Source organism: Pseudomonas sp. HY7a-MNA-CIBAN-0227 (assembly GCF_040310325.1).
GTDB lineage: Bacteria > Pseudomonadota > Gammaproteobacteria > Pseudomonadales > Pseudomonadaceae > Aquipseudomonas.
On the sequence record NZ_JBEOPT010000014.1, the window covers coordinates 37,036 to 56,762 of the forward strand.

Annotated in this window: 14 protein-coding genes; 7 read left to right on the plus strand and 7 right to left on the minus strand. The window is 60.0% G+C overall.

Translation table 11 applies throughout. From position 1 onward, the window contains the following. Positions 1 to 11 precede the first annotated feature (11 nt). Positions 12 to 1,619 carry a carboxyl transferase domain-containing protein gene (locus AAEZ06_RS20975; RefSeq protein WP_149413991.1) on the minus strand — a complete coding sequence of 536 codons (1,608 nt, stop codon included), beginning with the start codon at positions 1,617 to 1,619 and terminating at the stop codon, positions 12 to 14. Positions 1,620 to 1,632: 13 nt separating this feature from the next. Continuing rightward, positions 1,633 to 2,796 (minus strand): isovaleryl-CoA dehydrogenase, encoded by a 1,164-nt coding sequence (locus AAEZ06_RS20980; RefSeq protein ID WP_149413990.1) that lies wholly within the window; start codon positions 2,794 to 2,796, stop codon positions 1,633 to 1,635. Between the two features lie 172 nt (positions 2,797 to 2,968). On the opposite strand from AAEZ06_RS20980, the gene AAEZ06_RS20985 reads away from it, so the two are divergent. After that, a complete protein-coding gene (locus AAEZ06_RS20985; RefSeq protein ID WP_350616021.1) occupies positions 2,969 to 4,651 on the plus strand; it encodes an AMP-binding protein in 1,683 nt (560 codons plus the stop codon). A gap of 567 nt (positions 4,652 to 5,218) precedes the next feature. Here AAEZ06_RS20985 and AAEZ06_RS20990 read toward each other — a convergent pair. The 3 genes from AAEZ06_RS20990 to AAEZ06_RS21000 all read right to left on the minus strand — a co-directional run bounded on the left by AAEZ06_RS20990 (position 5,219) and on the right by AAEZ06_RS21000 (position 7,619). Next, positions 5,219 to 6,118 (minus strand): hydroxymethylglutaryl-CoA lyase, encoded by a 900-nt coding sequence (locus AAEZ06_RS20990; protein WP_149413988.1) that lies wholly within the window; start codon positions 6,116 to 6,118, stop codon positions 5,219 to 5,221. Positions 6,119 to 6,130: 12 nt separating this feature from the next. After that, positions 6,131 to 6,529 (minus strand): MerR family transcriptional regulator, encoded by a 399-nt coding sequence (locus AAEZ06_RS20995; RefSeq protein WP_350616023.1) that lies wholly within the window; start codon positions 6,527 to 6,529, stop codon positions 6,131 to 6,133. Positions 6,530 to 6,683: 154 nt separating this feature from the next. After that, the gene (locus AAEZ06_RS21000) at positions 6,684 to 7,619 is read right to left on the minus strand and encodes a LysR family transcriptional regulator (protein ID WP_133100278.1); all 936 of its coding nucleotides are present in this window, start codon (positions 7,617 to 7,619) and stop codon (positions 6,684 to 6,686) included. A gap of 163 nt (positions 7,620 to 7,782) precedes the next feature. Here AAEZ06_RS21000 and AAEZ06_RS21005 point away from each other — a divergent pair, with 163 nt between their 5' ends. Further along, positions 7,783 to 9,012 (plus strand): acyl-CoA dehydrogenase, encoded by a 1,230-nt coding sequence (locus AAEZ06_RS21005; RefSeq protein WP_149413986.1) that lies wholly within the window; start codon positions 7,783 to 7,785, stop codon positions 9,010 to 9,012. Between the two features lie 66 nt (positions 9,013 to 9,078). Here the strand turns inward: AAEZ06_RS21005 and AAEZ06_RS21010 are convergent, their stop codons facing one another. Beyond that, positions 9,079 to 10,419 carry a substrate-binding domain-containing protein gene (locus tag AAEZ06_RS21010; protein ID WP_149413985.1) on the minus strand — a complete coding sequence of 447 codons (1,341 nt, stop codon included), beginning with the start codon at positions 10,417 to 10,419 and terminating at the stop codon, positions 9,079 to 9,081. A gap of 104 nt (positions 10,420 to 10,523) precedes the next feature. Continuing rightward, entirely contained in the window at positions 10,524 to 11,336 is an 813-nt protein-coding gene (gene xthA, locus AAEZ06_RS21015) for an exodeoxyribonuclease III (RefSeq protein ID WP_149413984.1), read from the minus strand. A 198-nt stretch (positions 11,337 to 11,534) separates the two neighbouring features. On the opposite strand from xthA, the gene AAEZ06_RS21020 reads away from it, so the two are divergent. The 5 genes from AAEZ06_RS21020 to AAEZ06_RS21040 all read left to right on the plus strand — a co-directional run bounded on the left by AAEZ06_RS21020 (position 11,535) and on the right by AAEZ06_RS21040 (position 19,724). Then, a complete protein-coding gene (locus AAEZ06_RS21020) occupies positions 11,535 to 12,185 on the plus strand; it encodes a GNAT family N-acetyltransferase (protein ID WP_149413983.1) in 651 nt (216 codons plus the stop codon). Positions 12,186 to 12,249: 64 nt separating this feature from the next. Next, positions 12,250 to 13,977, plus strand: coding sequence for an autotransporter assembly complex protein TamA (locus AAEZ06_RS21025; protein ID WP_350616027.1), 1,728 nt, complete (start codon positions 12,250 to 12,252; stop codon positions 13,975 to 13,977). After that, positions 13,977 to 17,648: a translocation/assembly module TamB domain-containing protein gene (locus AAEZ06_RS21030; protein WP_350616029.1), complete on the plus strand. Its 3,672-nt coding sequence runs from the start codon at positions 13,977 to 13,979 to the stop codon at positions 17,646 to 17,648. The genes AAEZ06_RS21025 and AAEZ06_RS21030 overlap by 1 nt, the downstream gene beginning before the upstream one ends. 154 nt (positions 17,649 to 17,802) lie before the next feature. Continuing rightward, positions 17,803 to 18,276 carry a MarR family winged helix-turn-helix transcriptional regulator gene (locus tag AAEZ06_RS21035; protein ID WP_149413980.1) on the plus strand — a complete coding sequence of 158 codons (474 nt, stop codon included), beginning with the start codon at positions 17,803 to 17,805 and terminating at the stop codon, positions 18,274 to 18,276. Beyond that, positions 18,273 to 19,724, plus strand: a complete 1,452-nt coding sequence (locus AAEZ06_RS21040; RefSeq protein ID WP_350616031.1) for an efflux transporter outer membrane subunit — start codon at positions 18,273 to 18,275, stop codon at positions 19,722 to 19,724. Before AAEZ06_RS21035 ends, AAEZ06_RS21040 begins: the two co-directional genes overlap by 4 nt. Positions 19,725 to 19,727 lie beyond the last annotated feature (3 nt).

Below are 19,727 nucleotides of genomic sequence, written 5' to 3' on the forward strand. Positions count from 1 at the left end.
GCAGCTCCATTTCACATGCGGAACACGCCGAAGCGGCTCGGCTCGATGGGGGCATTCAGCGAGGCAGACAGGGCCAGGGCCAGCACGTCGCGGGTCTGCAACGGGTCGATGACGCCGTCGTCCCACAGGCGAGCGCTGGAGTAATAGGGATGGCCCTGGGTCTCATATTGGTCGAGGATCGGTTGCTTGATGTTGGTCTCTTCCTGGGCACTGAACGGCTGGCCACTGCGCTCTGCCTGCTCTCGCTTGACCTGCACCAGCACGCCGGCCGCCTGTTCGGCACCCATCACGCCAATCCGCGCGTTGGGCCACATCCACAAGAAGCGCGGGTCATAGGCGCGACCGCACATCCCATAGTTCCCGGCGCCAAAGCTGCCACCGATGATTACTGTGAATTTCGGCACCTTGGCACACGCCACGGCCGTCACCAGTTTGGCGCCGTGCTTGGCGATGCCGCCGGCCTCGTACTTCTGGCCGACCATAAACCCGGTGATGTTTTGCAAAAACAGCAGGGGAATTCCACGCTGGCAGGCCAGCTCGATAAAGTGCGCGCCTTTTTGTGCAGCCTCGGCGAAGAGGATGCCGTTGTTGGCCAGGATCGCAATCGGGTAGCCGTGCAAGTGGGCGAAACCACACACTAGGGTGGTGCCGAACAGTGCTTTGAATTCATCGAACACCGAACCGTCCACCAGCCGGGCGATGACTTCGCGCACATCGAATGGCTGCTTGGCGTCGGCCGGAATTACCCCATACAACTCATCGCTGCCATAGAGCGGCGGCACAGGTGTGCGCTGCTGCAACTGACCCTGTTTATGCCAGTTGAGGTTGGCCACGCTACGGCGGGCCAAGGCCAGCGCATGTTCGTCGCTGTCGGCATAGTGGTCGGCCACACCGGAAATCTTGCAATGCACATCGGCGCCGCCCAGGTCTTCGGCGCTGACTACTTCACCAGTGGCGGCCTTCACCAGCGGCGGGCCGGCCAGGAAAATGGTGGCTTGCTGGCGGACCATGATCGCTTCGTCCGCCATGGCCGGCACATAAGCACCGCCAGCGGTACAGGAACCCATGACCACCGCGATTTGCGGGATGCCCTGGGCACTCATGTTGGCCTGGTTGAAGAAGATCCGCCCGAAGTGCTCGCGATCGGGAAACACCTCATCCTGGCGCGGCAGGTTGGCGCCGCCCGAATCCACCAGATAGATGCAAGGCAGGCGGTTCTGCTCTGCGATGGTCTGGGCGCGCAGGTGTTTTTTGACCGTCAGCGGGTAGTAGGAGCCGCCTTTCACCGTGGCGTCGTTGGCGACGATCATGCACTCCACGCCTTCGACGCGGCCAATCCCGGCAATCACGCCAGCGGCTGGCACGTCTTCGCCATATACCTGGTAGGCGGCCAGTTGGCTGAGTTCAAGAAACGCTGAACCGGGGTCGAGTAAACGATTGATACGCTCGCGAGGCAGCAGTTTGCCACGGGAGGTATGGCGCTCCTGGGCCTTGGCGCCGCCGCCTTGCTGTACCTGGGCGAGCAGGGTGTGCAGGGCGTCGACCTGTTTGAGCATCGCCGCGCTGTTAGCGGCAAATTCCGCCGAGCGCGGGTTGAGTTGGGTGTGCAGGGTTGCCATGGCGCGCGCTCCGTTAGCGGGTTTCGTTAAACAGTTCGCGACCAATCAACATGCGACGAATCTCACTGGTGCCCGCACCGATTTCATACAGCTTGGCGTCGCGCAACAGGCGGCCAGCCGGGAACTCGTTAATGTAGCCGTTACCGCCCAGAATCTGGATCGCATCGAGGGCCATTTGCGTGGCGCGTTCGGCGCTGTAGAGGATTACCCCAGCGGCGTCCTTGCGGGTGGTTTCGCCGCGCTCGCAGGCCTGAGCCACGGCGTACAGGTAGGCACGGCTGGCGTTGAGCTGGGTGTACATGTCAGCGACTTTGCCCTGGATCAGCTGGAATTCGCCGATGCTCTGGCCAAATTGCTTACGGTCGTGGATGTAAGGGACGACTACGTCCATGCACGCCTGCATGATCCCGGTGGGGCCGCCAGACAGCACCACACGCTCGTAGTCCAGGCCGCTCATCAACACCCGCACGCCGCCGTCGAGCTTGCCCAACAGGTTTTCTTCCGGCACTTCGACGTCATCGAAAAACAGCTCGCAGGTGTTGGAGCCGCGCATACCCAGCTTGTCGAACTTGTTACTGCGGCTGAAGCCTTTCCAGTCGCGTTCGACGATAAATGCGCTGATGCCGTGGGCACCTTTTGCCAGGTCGGTCTTGGCGTAGATCACATAGGTGTTGGCGTCGGGGCCGTTGGTGATCCAGGTCTTGCTGCCATTGAGCACGTAGTGATCGCCGCGTTTATCGGCACGCAGCTTCATCGACACCACGTCAGAACCGGCATTCGGCTCGCTCATGGCAAGGGCGCCGACGTGCTCGCCGCTGATCAGCTTGGGCAGGTATTTGGTTTTCTGTTCGTGGCTGCCGTTGCGGTTGATCTGGTTGACACAGAGGTTGGAGTGGGCGCCATAGGACAGCGCCACCGACGCCGAGCCCCGGCTGATTTCTTCCATGGCCACCACGTGGGCGAGGTAACCCAGGCCGGCGCCGCCGTATTCTTCTGGCACGGTAATGCCCAAGAGGCCCATGTCACCAAACTTGCGCCACATGTCTACGGGGAACAGGTTATCGATGTCGATCTGCGCTGCCCTTGGTGCCAGTTCCTTGGCCACAAAGGACTGCACCTGGTCACGCAGCATGTCGATGGTTTCACCAAGGGCGAAGTTCAGGGAGGGGTAACTCATGACGGGGCACCTTTACGCTTTATTTTTGTGGGAGTTGATTGCCCGGTCGGGCACTCACCTTTACGTTAACGTAAGCTTGCCTTGCGCGACTGTCAATCATAGCTTACGTTAACGTCAAGCTCGCGCCTGCCTGGCGCACCGTCCACCTACAAAAAAGACAATAGGGGTCGTTATGGATCAACCGAATCAGAGCTACAGCCGTGGCTCCCAAGACAAGGCCTTGCTGGCCATGACCATTGGTCAGGCGTTTGACCGTACGGTCGCGCAGCACTCTGATGGCGATGCATTGATAGTGCGCCACCAGAACCTGCGCTACACCTGGCAGCAACTGGCCGATGCCGTTGACCTGCACGCCCGGGCCCTGCTGGCGTTGGGCTTGCGGGCTGGAGATCGCCTGGGTGTCTGGGCGCCCAACTGTGCCGAGTGGGTTATCAGCCAGGTGGCCAGTGCCAAGCTGGGTGTGATCCTGGTCAATATCAATCCGGCTTACCGCAGCAGCGAACTGGAATACGTGCTCAAGCAATCCGGTTGCCAATGGTTGATCTGCGCGGGGGCGTTCAAATCGTCCGATTACCACGCCATGCTGCAAGAACTGGTGCCGGAACTGGCGGAGCAGTCCATCGGCCAGTTGCACTGCGAGAAGTTGCCTGGGCTGCGTGGCGTTATCAGCCTCGCCCCGCGGCCGCCCTCGGGATTCCTGCCCTGGTCGCAGTTGTCGACGATGGGGGCGGGCATCCCCCCGCAGCAACTGCATGCCCGCCAGGCCAGCCTGCACTTCGATCAAGCCGTCAACATCCAGTACACCTCCGGCACCACCGGCTTCCCCAAGGGCGCCACCCTCAGTCACCACAATATTCTCAACAACGGCTATATGGTCGGCGAAAGCCTGGGGCTCACGGCGCAAGATCGCCTGGTGATTCCAGTGCCGCTCTACCACTGCTTCGGTATGGTTATGGGCAACCTGGGCTGCATCACCCACGGCACTACCATGATTTACCCCAATGACGGCTTCGACCCGTTGCTGACCCTGACCGCCGTCGCCCAAGAGCAAGCCACTGGCCTGTACGGCGTGCCCACCATGTTTATCGCCATGCTCGATCACCCGCGCCGCGCCGAGTTCGACCTGTCGAGCCTGCGCACCGGGATCATGGCCGGCGCCACCTGCCCAATCGAGGTGATGCGCCGGGTCATCAGCGAGATGCACATGAGTGAGGTGCAGATTGCCTACGGCATGACTGAAACCAGCCCAGTGTCATTGCAGACCGGGCCGGATGATGGCCTGGAATTGCGGGTCACTACCGTCGGTCGCACCCAGCCGCAACTGGAAAGCAAGATTATCGACGAGGCCGGTAACACAGTGGCGCGCGGGCAGATAGGCGAGCTGTGTACCCGAGGCTACAGCGTCATGCTCGGTTATTGGAACAACCCCCAAGGGAGCCGAGAAGCCATCGACGACGCCGGCTGGATGCACACCGGCGACCTGGCGACCATGGACGAGCAGGGCTACGTGTGTATTGCCGGGCGCAACAAGGACATGATCATTCGCGGCGGCGAAAACGTGTACCCGAGGGAGTTGGAGGAATTCTTCTTCACCCACCCGGCAGTGGCTGACGTGCAGATCATCGGCATCCCCGACGCACGCTATGGCGAGGAGATCGTCGCCTGGGTCAAATTCCATCCTGGTCATGTGGCCAATGAACTGGAACTGCAAACCTGGTGCAAGGGGCGGATTGCCCACTTCAAGACGCCCAAACATTTCAAGTTTGTCGATGAATTTCCGATGACGGTAACGGGCAAGATCCAGAAGTTTCGCATGCGTGAGATCACGATTGAGGAGCTGCTGGGAAGGGATTGATGCAGGGGTGGGCTGTTTCCTGAAGCCCAGACAGCACAAAGGGGAGCCGAGGCTCCCCTTTAATTTGTTGTTACGTGCTCTTTTTTTATTATTGAGGGGCGGTCTATTGTTGTTTTTAGCAACCGTGGCCCTTTACTGCTGTTTTTGGCGACCCCCATCCGGGGTCAAGAGCAAACGTATTTTTTTGAGCGCTGATCTGCTTCTTCGCACGCGATCCAACCAGTGGGTAGCTACCTTGAGGTAGTTTTATTGTTCTCTGCCCGGTTGCGAGTGGCGGCATCTGCCGTACCCTGCGAAGCACATCTTCTCCAAAAAAATCTGTTAGCTGCGTCTCTGCCGTGTTGTTTTTGTTATGTCAGAGTCGTTACGTCTTATTTTTATTGGGTTTGCTACGTTTTATTCTTGTTATGCCATAGAGATAGCAGAAGCCGTGCCAACTTTTTAAATTCCTTTAAAATCAATAGGTTGGTTTTTTTAAGAAAATATCTTTCAGTAAATGCGACAGAATATGTTCCCTTGTTACTCGATGTGTATCCGTGCGGTAACACATCTGCACAGATGCGGTACTCAACCTCCACTGCGCGCCTTGGCTACCCGCGATCCGGTCGGGCGGCCCAATACCGTACAAATCTGCTGGCCGGCCAGCAGCAGTTGATCCAAATCGATTCCGGTCTCGATACCCAGGCCATTGAGCAGGTACAGCACGTCCTCAGTGGCGACGTTACCGCTGGCGCCCTTGGCATAGGGGCAGCCGCCGAGGCCGGCGATAGAGCTGTCGAACACCTGGATGCCTTCCTGCAAGCTGGCGTAGACATTGGCGATGGCTTGGCCATAGGTATCGTGGAAGTGCCCAGCGAGCTTGTCCCTCGGCACTTGAGCGCCCACCACCTCAAACATTCGTCGCGTAGCGCCCGCAGTGCCGGTGCCGATGGTGTCTCCCAGGGACACTTCATAACAGCCCATGGCATACAGCTCACGGGCGACGGCTGCCACCTGTTCCGGTGCGATCTGGCCTTCGTACGGGCAGCCCAGCACACAGGACACGTAACCGCGCACAGTGATCCCATGTTGTTTTGCCGACGCCATGATCGGTGCGAACCGCTCCAGGCTTTCGCTGATGGAGCAGTTGATATTGCGCTGGGAAAACGCCTCGGACGCCGCCGCGAACACCGCGACCTCCTTGACCCCGGCCGCCATCGCGTCCTCGAATCCCCGCAGGTTCGGCGCCAGCGCGCCATAGGTCACGCCAGGTTTGCGCTGTATTCGGGCAAATACCTCGGAGGAGCCTGCCATCTGCGGCACCCATTTGGGTGAGACGAAACTGCCCACTTCGATATAGCCCAGGCCGGCAGCGCTTAGGGCGTCTACCAGCCGGACCTTGTCGTCGACACTGATGGGCTGCGCTTCGTTTTGCAGACCGTCGCGTGGGCCGACTTCTACCAGGCGTACATGAGAAGGAAGAGACATGGGGATTACCTTTTAGAGTTGGCCAACCTGGCTCTGAATGGTCTGTTCCAGCGCCTGGGTGCAGCGCTCTTCGGCGGTATCGAGTTCCAGCTTCATCTGCTCGATATCCAGCATCTGCTGCTCCAACTGCTGGCGGCGCTCGGTGATTTTCGCCAGCATGCTGTGCAGTTGTTTCTGATTGCCGCTGGTGGGGTCGTAGAGTTGGATCAACTCGCGGCATTCGGCCAGGGAAAAACCGATGCGCTTGCCTCGCAGGATCAGCTTGAGACTGACTTTGTCCCGAGGCGTATAAATGCGTTCCTGCCCCCGGCGTTCCGGGGACAGCAGGCCTTGTTCTTCATAGAAGCGAATGGCGCGGGTGGTGATGTCGAGCTCGCGGGCGAGGTCGGAGATGCTGTAGGTCGTGCTCATGCAGATGCCCAGAAGATGTCTTGGGCGCTAAGCTAATGGCTGGTTGACGTAAGCGTCAAGTCGCAATGAGGTTGCTGGGGCTGCTACGCAGCCCAACGCGGCGGTGCGGCGATCCGACAAGCCCGCTCGCCACAACAAGCCTCCTCACAACAGATCAAGCTTGCTGCTTGTCCAGCTTCTTCTCATGGGCCGTCACCTGCTGGCACAACTCGATCATCTGCTCGCGCATCCAGCGGTTGGCTGGGTCCTGGTCGGTGCTTTCATGCCAGTACAGGTGGGTTTCCACCGATGGCACATCATTGACCGGCAGGTTGAACGAATGCAGGTCGTTGCGCCGGGCAAAGCGCTCCGGCACGGTCATGACCATGTCGGTCTGCTGCAGCACTTGCGACGCCATCAAGTAATGCTGGGAGCGCAAGGCGACCTTGCGCTGAATACCCATCTTGCCCAGGGCCAGGTCGACATGGCCCAGGCCATTGCGGCGGCTGGAGATATGGATGTGGGTCAGCGAGAGGTAATCATCCAGGCTGAATTTTTCCTTGCCCGCCATGGGATGGCCCTTGCGCATGGCACACACGTAGCGGTCTTCCATCAGCTTGACGTGGCGCACTTGCGGGTCGGTGTTAAGCGGCGCATCCACGGCGAAGTCCAGACGACCGGCCGCCAGTTCCTTGGTGGTTTCCCGACGCTTGGACAGGAAGCTCTCGATGATTACCGTCGGTGCCAGGCGGCGCAGGCGTTGGAACAGCGGTGGCAGGATCACGGCTTCGGTAAGGTCAGTCATGCTGATGCGGTAAGTCTTGGCCGCCTGCAACGGGTTGAAGATCCGGCTTTCCTGCACCGATACCCGCAGCAACGACAGCGCGTTACGCACCGGGCCGATGATGTTTTGCGCCATGGGCGTGGGCACCATGCCTTGGGCTGTGCGCACGAACAGCGGATCGTTGAAGGTTTCCCGCAGGCGCGCCAGAGCGTTCGACACCGCCGGTTGGGTAATGCCGACGATCTGCCCGGCGCGGGTCAGGTTGGCTTCGGTATAGATCGCGTCAAAGACGATGAAAAGGTTGAGGTCGACCTTGCTCAGATTCATTTCGCTGCGCTCTTATTGTTAGGTTTTCATAGGCCGATCATATATCGGTGATGAATGTTAATACACGCCGAGAATAGGCTAGGTAAATTTTCGTAGCTGTTCTAGCATCGTTTCATGACCCCGACAACCTCCCGTTCTATAGAGAAAGAGAAGGTAACTGCTCATGGATTTCGCTTATTCGCCCAAGGTTCAGGAACTGCGTGAGCGCGTCACCGCGTTCATGGACGCTTACGTTTACCCGGCCGAGCCGGTGTTTGAACGCCAGGTCAGCGAAGGTGATCGCTGGCAGCCCACCGCGATCATGGAGGAGCTCAAGGCCAAGGCCAAAACCGAGGGGTTGTGGAACCTGTTTCTGCCGGAATCGGAACTGGGCGCTGGCCTGACCAACCTGGAATACGCACCGTTGGCGGAAATCATGGGCCGTTCGTTGTTGGGGCCTGAACCGTTCAACTGCTCGGCGCCGGACACCGGCAACATGGAAGTGCTGGTGCGCTACGCCAACGAAGAGCAGAAACAACGCTGGCTGGAGCCGCTGTTGCGGGGCGAGATCCGCTCGGCATTCGCCATGACCGAACCGGACGTGGCCTCTTCCGACGCTACCAACATGGCCGCCCGCGCGGTTCGCGATGGCGACGAATGGGTTATCAATGGCAAGAAATGGTGGACCTCCGGCGCCTGTGATCCGCGCTGCAAGATCATGATCTTCATGGGCCTGAGCAACCCCGATGCGCCGCGTCATCAGCAACACTCGATGATCCTGGTGCCGGTGGACGCTCCGGGCGTGAAGATCGTCCGTCCGCTGCCGGTGTTTGGCTACGACGATGCACCTCACGGCCACGCCGAAGTGCTGTTTGAAAACGTCCGTGTACCGTACGAAAACGTCCTGCTGGGCGAAGGCCGCGGCTTCGAAATCGCCCAGGGCCGCCTTGGCCCTGGCCGTATTCACCACTGCATGCGCTCCATCGGCATGGCTGAACGGGCGCTGGAGTTGATGTGCAAACGCGCCATCAGCCGCACCGCCTTTGGCAAGCCGCTGGCGCGCCTGGGGGGCAATATCGACAAGATCGCCGACTCTCGGATGGAAATCGACATGGCACGGCTGCTGACCTTGAAGGCGGCCTACATGATGGACACCGCCGGCAACAAAGTGGCGAAAAGCGAAATTGCCCAGATCAAGGTGGTGGCGCCGAACGTGGCCTTGAAGGTGATTGACCGGGCGATCCAGATCCACGGCGGGGCCGGGGTTTCCAATGATTTTCCGCTGGCCTACATGTACGCCATGCAACGCACCCTGCGCCTGGCCGACGGCCCGGATGAAGTACACCGTGCGGCGATTGGCAAGTTCGAGATCGGCAAGTATGTGCCTCGGGAAATGATGCGTAGCAGCCAGTAACCAGGCCTCTGTGGCAAGGGGGCAAGCCCCCTCGCCACAATAGTCCTGACGAGTCACCTCAACATCTCAATAAACCCAAACCTCCACCCGCCGATTCTTGATCCTTCCTTCATCCGCCGTATTCGCCGCCACCGGCATCTGCGCGCCAAACCCACTAATATCGCGCAACACCACCCCACTCTTGACCAACTCCCGACGCACCGCCATCGCCCGTAACTTGGAAAGCAGGGCGGCCCGTTGCGGATCATTCTTCGCATCACCAAACCCTACCAGAGTTACCTGCTTGTCGAGCTTGCCGTGGCTTCTCAGGTAAGCCAACACCCGCATCAGGTCCTGGCGTGCCTTGCTATCGAGGCTGGCGCTGCCCTCCTCAAATCGAAAATTCACCGTCAGCCGCTGGGCCTGTCGGGCAATCGCCTGATAGCCCTCGGGCATTGCTACGCGGGGCTCGACTGTGATGGCCTGGACCTGTTGCGCGATAAAACCATTGGCAGCAACGATAGCCTGGCCCTTGGCACTTTGGGCGAAGTTCACCAGCGCCTCGGCCCAGGGATTCTGCTTGCCGGGCGGCAGGTAAAAGAACAGTCGGCGTGACAGTGGGTAGTCTTCGGTGGCAATCAGGCTGCTCAGCGGGAGCATGGGGTGTGATTCGCCATCGCTGATGGCCACTGCCTTGGCCTGGCGTACATAGGGCAGGCCAATAAAACCGATGCCTTGGGGGTCGTGGCTGACGGTATCGGACAACTGCTCGCTGGACTCGAAGCGTTTGGCCGTGCCGTCGAGAATTTTGCCTCGGCGGCTGAGCACCAGTTCCTTAAAGGTGTCGAAGGTGCCGGATTGATCATCCCGAGCGTACAGATGAATCGCGCCACCGACGCCACCCAACGCTTCCCAGGTACTGACTTCACCACTGAAAACCTGCGCCAGTTGCTCAGTGTTCAAAGTGTTCAGCGGGTTGTGGGGATGAAGGATGATCGCCAAGCCATCAATGGCGATCACCTGTTCGGCATTGGAGCTTTTCAAGTCGCCCAGGGGTTCGAGGTCCACCAGTTCGCGATCCTTGATCGGGCGCGAAGATGCCGCCAGGTCGGCACTGGCGTTTTTTAGGGCAGTAAACCCGGTGCTGGAGCCGTGGGCGGCAATCTCCACCGTGACCCGGTGGCCTTGACGGGTTTTGCCAACGATGCGCTGCTCGTTGGCTTTGTCGTTGGGTTCACTGTGCACGTCCTGCAGACCCTGTTGCTCCATCAAACCCTTGACCAACGCCGGACCCAACGCCGCGCCAATGGTATTGGAACCCTGGATACGCAAGGCCGGGCCGTGTTCGGGAAAGGGGAGTTGCGCAGAAAACGCGTGGAGGGGCAGGGTGCTGCAAATTGCCAGCAGGTACAGAACGCGCAGCATCATGCCGGCACCTTCTCAAGCCAAAGGGAGTGCCGGGAGATTAAGTCAGGAAGGTTGCATAAATATGACTGCAGGAGCGAGCAAGCTCGCTCCTGCAAGGGAGGGTCTCAGCTCAGTTCCAGCCAGATCGGCGCATGGTCGGACGGCTTTTCCATGCTCCGCAGATCGTAATCCACACCCGCCGCCTTGACCCGGGGCAACAATCCGAGGGACGTCATGATCAAGTCGATGCGCAGCCCACGCTTGGGTTCGTCTTCAAAGCCACGGCTGCGGTAATCGAACCAGCTGAAGCGATCGGCCACGTCCGGGTTCAAGTGTCGGAAGCTGTCGACCAATCCCCAGTTCTTCAAGCGCGCCATCCACTCACGCTCTTCCGGGAGGAAGCTGCACTTGCCGGTTTTGAGCCAGCGCTTGGCGTTATCGGCCCCGATGCCGATGTCGCAATCTTGCGGGGAAATATTCACGTCGCCCATCACCACCAGCGCTTGGTCATTACTGAACTGCGTCTCCAGCAACTGTTGCAGGTCATTGTAGAAACGCTGCTTGGCCGGGAACTTGGTGGGATGGTCGCGGCTTTCACCCTGTGGGAAATAGCCGTTCATGATGGTGATCGGGTTGCCATTGCCGTCGGCGAATGTGCCCCAGATAAACCGCCGCTGGGCGTCTTCTTCATCACCGGCAAAACCTTTGTGCAGCGCCAGGGGCTCCTGGCGCGAGAGCAGGGCGACACCGTAGTGGCCTTTCTGCCCGTGGTAATACACGTGATAACCCAGGGCCTGGACCTCGGCCAATGGGAACTGGTCGTCATGGACCTTGGTTTCCTGCAAGCCGATCACGTCCGGCTGGTGTTTCTCGATCAGCGCCGCCAACTGATGAGGGCGGGCGCGCAGCCCGTTGATGTTGAACGAGACGATTTTCATGGTCGGCAGTCCTAGCAAAAGTGCGATGCTAGCCGACAAGTCGGACGGGAGCCAGCGTGGCGGTAGGACAGATGCACTGCTAATGTCCTTCAAGGTGCCGCATGCAGGGAACGAGTCAGCCGTCGCGGGCTCGTACTACAAGAGCGCAACCTTTCGAGTAGCGCCTATTTGAGTTGCGTCCAGGGGAGATACACCGTTATGCCTGACACCTCGACTGCCATCGCCCAGATTCATATGCTCGACAGGGGCTATTCCCGCGAAGCCCGTTCCCTGTTGTACCAGGCCTACCGTCATGAGCCGACCTTCGCCTACATCTTTGAAGCCGAGCGCTCCGGATATGAGCAGCGCGTGCGCGCCACGGTACGCGAGCTGGTCAAGCAGCACTTCTTCCAGAACTTGCCAGCCATCGGCCTGCTGGTCAACGACCGGTTGATCGGCATCGCCCTGATCGCGCCGCCGCAACGACGCCTGGGTATCACGGAAAGCTGGGCCTGGCAGTTGCGCATGTGGCTGAGCACCGGTGTGCGCGGTACCCGACGCTATCTGGAATACCATCAGGCAGTGCTGGCGTGCCTGCCGTCGGAGTCGGTGCATGTACTGCCGTTGCTGGGAATTCACCCGCAATTTCAGGGTAAGCACTTTGGCGAACAGTTGCTTGAGGCGGTGCATAACTGGTGCGCCGAAGACCCCAACTCCACCGGCGTGGTACTGGACACCGGTAATTCGCGCTACCTGGACTTTTACAAACGTCAGGGTTATGAAGAAATTGGCGAGGTCGCTGTAGGACCTATTCGTGAACACGTGTTTTTTCATCCGAATCCACAGGCGTTACAGGCAGCAACGGTTTAAGACAGAATTATTCAGACAAATCCGGGTTCTAAGATGTTCCCAAGCTCGTGTAGCATCCGCGCCTATGAAGTTTCCCGGAAAATTTACCAGCGGCTTGATTCTACTGTTCACAAGCTGCGGCGCGTTGGCGCAAAGCGAATTGGACGTGCGGATCAAGCCTTCAAACGACGCGCTGAAAGCCAACATCGAAGGCTATATTGGCGGGGTGGGCGATCGTGACGAAGAAGCCTTGTTGCGCTTCAGTCGTGGTGCCGAAGAGCAGGCCCGCAAGGCCGCCCAGGCGCTGGGCTTTTATCAGCCGCAGATCGCCAGTGACGTCACGGGCGGCAAAAACCCACGCCTGATCCTCACCATCGACCCCGGCGAGCCGGTGCACTTGCGCAATGTGACCATTCGCGTCGACGGCCAGGCTGCCAGCCTTAAATCCTTTCGTGTGCCTGACAGCAACGAACTCAAGCCCGGTGCAGTGCTCAACCATGGCAGCTACGAAGACGCCAAGCGGCTGATCCAGAACCAGGCTTCCCGTTACGGTTTTTTCAGTGGCCGCTTCACCAGCCAAAAACTATCGGTCGACCCCCAGGCGGGCGTGGCCGATATCGACCTCGTCTACAACAGCGGCCCGCGCTACACCCTGGGCAAGGTCAGCTTTGCTGGCGACGCGCCGTTCGATGAAGACCTGTTGCAGCGCATGGTGCCGTTCCAGAGTGGCGCGCCCTACGATTCCGAATTGATCGCCGAACTCAACCAGGCCCTGCAATCCAGTGGCTTTTTTGAAGGCGTGCGTGTCGATGCGGCACCTGCTGCTGCGGCCAATGATGTGATTCCAGTAGCGGTCCAGTTGGAAACCCGCAAGCCGCGAACCATGGGCCTGGGCCTGGGCTTTTCCACGGACGTCGGCCCACGCGGCAAAGCCAACTGGACCCGCCACTGGGCCAATTCGCAGGGGCACAGCTATGGCTGGGAGGCCGAATTGTCGGCGCCTAGGCAGAACGTCGGTCTGTGGTATGACATTCCGCTTGACCCGCCGCTGACCGACAAACTGCGTTTCGCTGGTGGCTATCAAAATGAAGAACTGTCGAACACCGACACCCTGAGTAAATTGCTCACCTTCGGCCCTGAATGGCACAGCAAGTTGCCCAGTGGCTGGACGCGGGTGATCTCCCTTAAGTGGCAGCGCGAAGAGTATCGCCTGGGGGATGACTCGGGCCTGAGCAATCTGCTGATGCCCGGCGTCAGCTATTCCTACCTGCGCAGTGACAACCGTATCGATCCCCATAACGGCTATCGCCTGCAATTTGATGCCAAGGTCGCCAAGGAGGGCTTGGGCTCTGACACCAACCTGCTTTACGGCACGGCGATGGTCAAAGGCTTGACCACCCTATGGGACAACCACCGCTTCCTCGCCCGGGCGCAGTTCGGCGGCAGTACCACCAACGGCTACAAATCAGTGCCGCCGTCTCTGCGCTTTTTTGCCGGTGGCGACCAGAGCGTGCGCGGCTATGAGTACCAGACCCTGTCGCCGGAAAACTCCGAGGGCGATCGCATCGGTGGCCGCTACATGGTGGCTGTGAGCGCCGAGTATCAATACTCCATCGCCGAAAAATGGCGAATTGCGACCTTTATCGACCAAGGTAACTCCTTCAACAGCCTGGAACTGCCGAGCCTGAAAACCGGCGTCGGCGTTGGTGTGCGTTGGGTATCGCCGGTAGGGCCGATCCGCCTCGACCTGGCCCATGCCCTGGAAGACCCGGGCGGCATTCGTTTGCACTTTTCCATGGGGCCTGAGCTGTGATGCGTGGTTTGAAAATAGCGGGGCTGGCCGTTCTTGCGGTTTTTGCGGTGTTGTTTCTGGCGCTGTGGGCGGTGCTGGGCACGCAAGTTGGCAGTCGCTGGGTGCTGAATCAAGTACCGGGTTTGACTGTCGACAACTTCCAGGGTCGCCTGGGCGGGCAATGGAGCGCTGATCATCTCCTGTGGCAGCAAGACAGCAGCCGGGTGGAACTCAATGCCCCCAGGTTCGACTGGTCACCTGGGTGCCTGATGCGCATGACGTTGTGCATTGATCAGCTGGACGTGGAACAAGTCAGCCTGCAATTTCCCCCCAGCACCGATGAAAGCAGCGCCCCCATCAGCCTGCCGGAGTTAAAACTGCCGTTGGCGATCCAGCTGGGTGACGTGCGCGTCGGCCGCCTGTTGTTCAACGGCAGCGAAGAACTCAAGGGCTTGCAACTGGCAGCCCACTGGACTGCCGAGGGGATGAAAATCGACTCGGTGCACTTGCAGCGGGATGACCTGACCCTGGAGTTGTCCGGTTTGCTGCAACCGATTGGCGATTGGCCGTTGAGTGCGACCGGCAACCTGAGTTTGCCTTACGCTCCCGGTGGCGCACCTTGGGCCATTGCGCTCAAAGTCGATGGCGACTTGCTCAAGACCCTCAAGCTCGATGCCGACAGCAGCGGCTATCTGCAAGGCAAACTCAGCGGCGAGCTGCAACCCCTGGTGGAAAACCTACCAGCGCAAGTGCACATCACCGCCGACGGCTTCAAGGCCAGCGCTGATTTGCCCGACACCCTGCAACTCAATCAGCTTGATCTCACCGCCAAGGGCGACCTGAGCAGTGGCTACCAACTGCTGGGCAAAGCCGTCCTGCCGGCGGAAAAAGGCCCGGTGGACTTGCTTCTGCAAGGCCGCGTCGACGCCAAGGGTGCACAGCTCGCGGGCCTGCACTTGAACGCCGCAGACAAGCAAAGCCTCAAATTAAGCGCTCAACTGGATTGGCAGCAAGGCTTCAGCGCCGACGCCAAGATCCACTGGCTGGACTTTCCCTGGCATCGCCTCTACCCGCTGATCGACGAACCCCAAGTGGTGTTGCGTACCTTTGACGGCGAAGTCTTCTACAAGGACGGCAACTACCTGGGCAACTTCAAGGCCGACCTCGATGGCCCGGCCGGCAAGTTCAGCCTGGTCAGCCCGTTCAGCGGCGACCTCAAGCAAGTGTTCCTGCCGCAGTTGAAACTGGCCGCCGGCCAAGGCAAGGCCGAAGGGCACCTGAACCTGCAGTTTGCCGATGGCATTGCCTGGGATACCGCGCTGGACCTGTCGGCAATCAATCCGGCGTACTGGGTCGCGCAATTACCGGGCACTCTGGCCGGCCCATTGCGCAGCAAAGGCGAAATGAAGAACGGGCAGCTTAAGCTGAACGCCGATCTGGACCTCAAGGGCCGTTTGCGCGGCCAGCCAGTGGTGTTGCAGGCCAAGGCCGACGGCGCGGGCGAGCAATGGACCCTCGGCGCCCTGGATATTCGCCTGGGTGACAACCGCATCAACGGCAGCGGCAGTTTGCAACAGCGCTTGGCCGGGCAGATCGACATCAAGCTGACGCGCCTGGCCCAGCTGTGGCCGCAACTGCGCGGGCAGGTCAACGGTCGCCTCGATGTCGCCGGCACGTTGAAAGCGCCTCAGGGCAAGCTCAATCTGTTGGGCCAGCAATTGGCGTTTGAAGACAATCGCCTGCAAAACCTGTCCCTGGATGCCAGCCTCGACACCGCCCAACGGGCAAAAATCGACCTCAAGGGCAGTGGCATTCAGGCCGGCGAAACCCAGGTCGGGACTTTCACCGCCAGCGCCCAGGGCGATATCAAAAGCCAGAAAGTGCAAGTGGACCTCGTCGGCCCGCTGGTCAAACTGGCCCTGGCCCTGGACGGCAATCTCGACAAAGGCAACTGGCGCGGCCGGCTGGCCAGCGGTGACGTACAAGCCGGTGGGCAGGATTGGAAGCTACAGGCTCCGGCTAAAATCGAACGAATGGCTGATGGCAAGCTGACCCTTTCCGCTCATTGCTGGGTCTCCGGAGCGGCCAGTTTGTGTGGCGAAGATCAGCGCTTGATGCCCGAGCCCAAGCTGCGTTACCACCTCAAGCAATTCCCCATCGACAGCCTGGCGCAATGGCTGCCCAAGGATTTCGCCTGGCAGGGCAAACTCAACGCGGACGTGCAACTGGATCTGCCGGCCAGTGGCCCCAAAGGTGTGGTCTCGGTGGATGCCAGTGGCGGTACCTTGCGGGTCAAGGACAAGGATCAATGGCTGGATTTTCCCTACGACGCGTTGACGTTGGAGACCACCCTCAATCCCAAGCGCATCGACACCCAACTGAATTTTCGGGGTGGCAAGCTGGGCGAGTTGTTGTTACAGGCCCAAATCAATCCATTGCCGAAGAACAAACCGTTGACCGGCAATTTCAGCCTGATCGGCCTGGACCTGGCGGTGGCGCGGCCGTTTGTACCGATGGTTGAGAAGCTCAACGGCAAACTCAATGGTAACGGGCGAATCTCCGGCAGCCTCCTGGCGCCCCAGGTCAACGGCAGCGTCAACCTGATCGGCGGCGAAATCTCCGGCCCTGAATTGCCCACCAGCTTTGAGGGCCTGAACATCCAGGCCTTGATCGCTGGCGAAAGCGTGCAACTCAACGGCGGCTGGCGCAGTGGCAAGGCCGGGCAGGGCACGGTCAAAGGCCAGATCGACTGGGGCCACACCCTGGCCGTGGACATCAGCCTGCAAGGCACGCACCTGCCGGTCACCGTCGAGCCCTATGCGGCCCTGGAAGTGGCACCCGATCTGAAGATCACCATGAACAACGATAAGCTGGCCATCTCCGGCAAGGTGCAGATTCCCAAGGGCGAGATCATCGTGCGTGAACTACCGCCGTCGACGGTCAAGGTCTCCGATGACACGGTGATCGTCGGCAGCCAGACCGAGGAGGGCAAGCCGCCGTTGGCGATGGCCATGGACATCGACGTGGTAGTGGGCGAGGACAAATTGAGCTTTGCCGGGTTCGGCTTGACGGCCAACCTGCAAGGCCATGTACACATCGGCGATAACATGGACACCCGTGGCGAACTGTGGCTCAACGATGGCCGTTATCGTGCCTACGGCCAGCGCCTTACCGTGCGCCGTGCACGGCTGTTGTTTGCCGGTCCCCTTGATCAGCCGTACCTGGACATCGAGGCCATCCGCCAGACCGACGATGTAATCGCCGGTATCCGCCTGAGCGGCAGCGCTGAACAACCCACTACGCAAATCTTCTCGGAACCGGCCATGAGCCAGGAGCAGGCGCTGTCCTACCTGGTGCTGGGGCGCCCGCTGACTACCACCGGCGAAGACAACAACATGCTGGCCCAGGCGGCGCTGGGCCTGGGGTTGATGGGTAGCGCCGGGGTGACTTCGGACATTGCCAAGAACCTGGGAATCCAGGACTTTGAACTCGACACTCAGGGCAGTGGCAACAACACCGCCGTGGTGGCCAGCGGCAAGATCTCGGAAAAGCTCAGCTTGCGCTATGGCGTCGGGGTGTTTGAACCGGCCAGTACCATTGCGCTGCGTTACTTGCTGAGTAAAAAGGTTTACCTGGAAGTGGCCAGCGGTGTGGCCAGTTCGCTGGATATCTTCTACAAGCGGGATTTCTAAACCCCAGCCCTTGTAGGAGCGAGCCTGCTCCTACAAGGGATAATCATCTATCCGCCTTATACAAAGCACCCTAACTATTTGTTTGACATTTGCTGCCTAGGCAGTAATATCTTGTCATACATTCACTGCCTAGGCAGTTAATAGGTAGGTCTCGATGAAACACTTCACCCCCGAAAACCTCCACAACTGCCACCTCGGCCTCCTGTTGGGTCGCGCCGCCTTGCTCAAGGACCGCATCATCGACACCCATATGGAACCCCACGGCATCACTGCCGCGCAGTTCAAGGTGTTGATCATCATGGCCCAGTTCGGCGTCGATACCCCGGCGCAGCTATGCGCGCACCTGTCCCTGGACAGCGGCTCCATGACTCGCATGCTCGACCGCCTGGAGCAAAAAGACCTGCTGGCGCGCAAGCGCTCCGAACAGGACCGGCGCCAGGTGCAACTGGTGCTGACGCCGGAAGGGCAGAGCCTGGCGGACATGCTCCCGCACATCGGGGCGCAGGCTTTGAACCAACTAGCGGGGGCCCTGGAGCCGGGGGAATTGAAAACCCTGGAACATATTTTGAAGAAGATTCTGATAGCTGCGGGTGATCCCATCACCCTTCAGCGGGTAGGTAACTCATGAATGCTCGCGCCCTTTGCCTCGTGCTAATGGCTATGAGCATGGCCGGTTGTGCCAACTTCAGCGGCCTGGACACCCAAGGCAAAACGATCGAAGCCAATAACCTGCAAGCGGGTAAATCCCTCAGTGGCGTGCTCCTGTCGCCTGCCGCCTGGCCAAAAAACGACTGGTGGAAAAGCCTCGGCGACCCACAGCTCGACGGCCTGATCCAGGAGGCTCTGCGCGACAGCCCTGATATGCAAGTGGCCAGCGCCCGAGCCCATCAGGCCGAAGCAGCGGCCTACGCCGCAGACGCCGCACGCATGCCAACCCTGGATGGCAGCGCCGGTATTAGCCGTTCGCGCCTGGCCAAGGATCAGGACCCGTTGGGCCGGGGTGATGCCTACGCCACCGTGCGTAACGTCGGTGCCAGCTTCAATTACAACTTCGACCTGTGGGGCGGCCAGCGTGCTGCCTGGGAAGCGGCATTGGGCCAGGCTCGCGCCGCCGAAGTCGACCAGCAGGCCGCGCAGTTGACCCTGGCCGCCGACGTGGCGCGGGCCTACAGCGATCTTGGTCAGGCCCATATTCTCCATGACCTGGCCAACGACGACCTCAAGCGTACGCGGCAGATGCTCAACCTGAGCAAGCGCCGCCTGAGTTCCGGGATCGACAGCCAGTACCAATACCAGCAAACCGAAAGCCTGCAAGCCAGCTCCGAGTCGCAATTGATCGACGCCGAGAAAAAGCTGCAGAGCGCGAAAATCGCCCTGGCGGTACTGCTCGGCAAAGGCCCGGACCGTGGCAACGAGCTGACCCGCCCGAATGTGCTGACACCCAGCGCAGTCGCCGTGCCTTCGGTGCTGCCAGCCGAACTGCTGGGCCGGCGTCCTGACCTGGTGGCCGCCCGTTGGCGAGTAGAAGCGGCGAGCAAGAATATCGTCGCCGGCAAGGCCAACTTCTATCCCAACCTCAACCTGAGCGCTAGCGCCGGGGCTGAGTCGTTACTGGGAGATGCCATGTTCGGTTCCGCCAGCCGCTTCTTCAACATCGCCCCCACTGTGTCCCTGCCGATTTTCGACGGCGGCCGTCTGCGTGCCGATCTTGATTCCCGAGACGCCGACTACGACCTGGCGGTGGCCCAGTACAACAAAAGCCTGGTGAAAGCGTTGGGGGATGTCAGCGACAGCCTCTCGCAACTGCGGGACATCGGTCGGCAGATCCAGGCCCAGCAACACGCCACGGACATTGCTCAGGATTCCTACAACACCGTGGTTCAGCGTTACGGCTCAGGTATCGGTAATTACCTGGACGTGCTCAGCATCGAACAGCAACTGCTGCAGGCCCAGCGCCAGTTGGCCAGCCTGAATGCCGAGCAAATCGATCTTTCGATTCAATTGATGCAGGCCCTGGGTGGTGGTTTTCACACCGCTAACGTGGCGTCGACCACTCCTGCCACGCGCACTGAATAATTC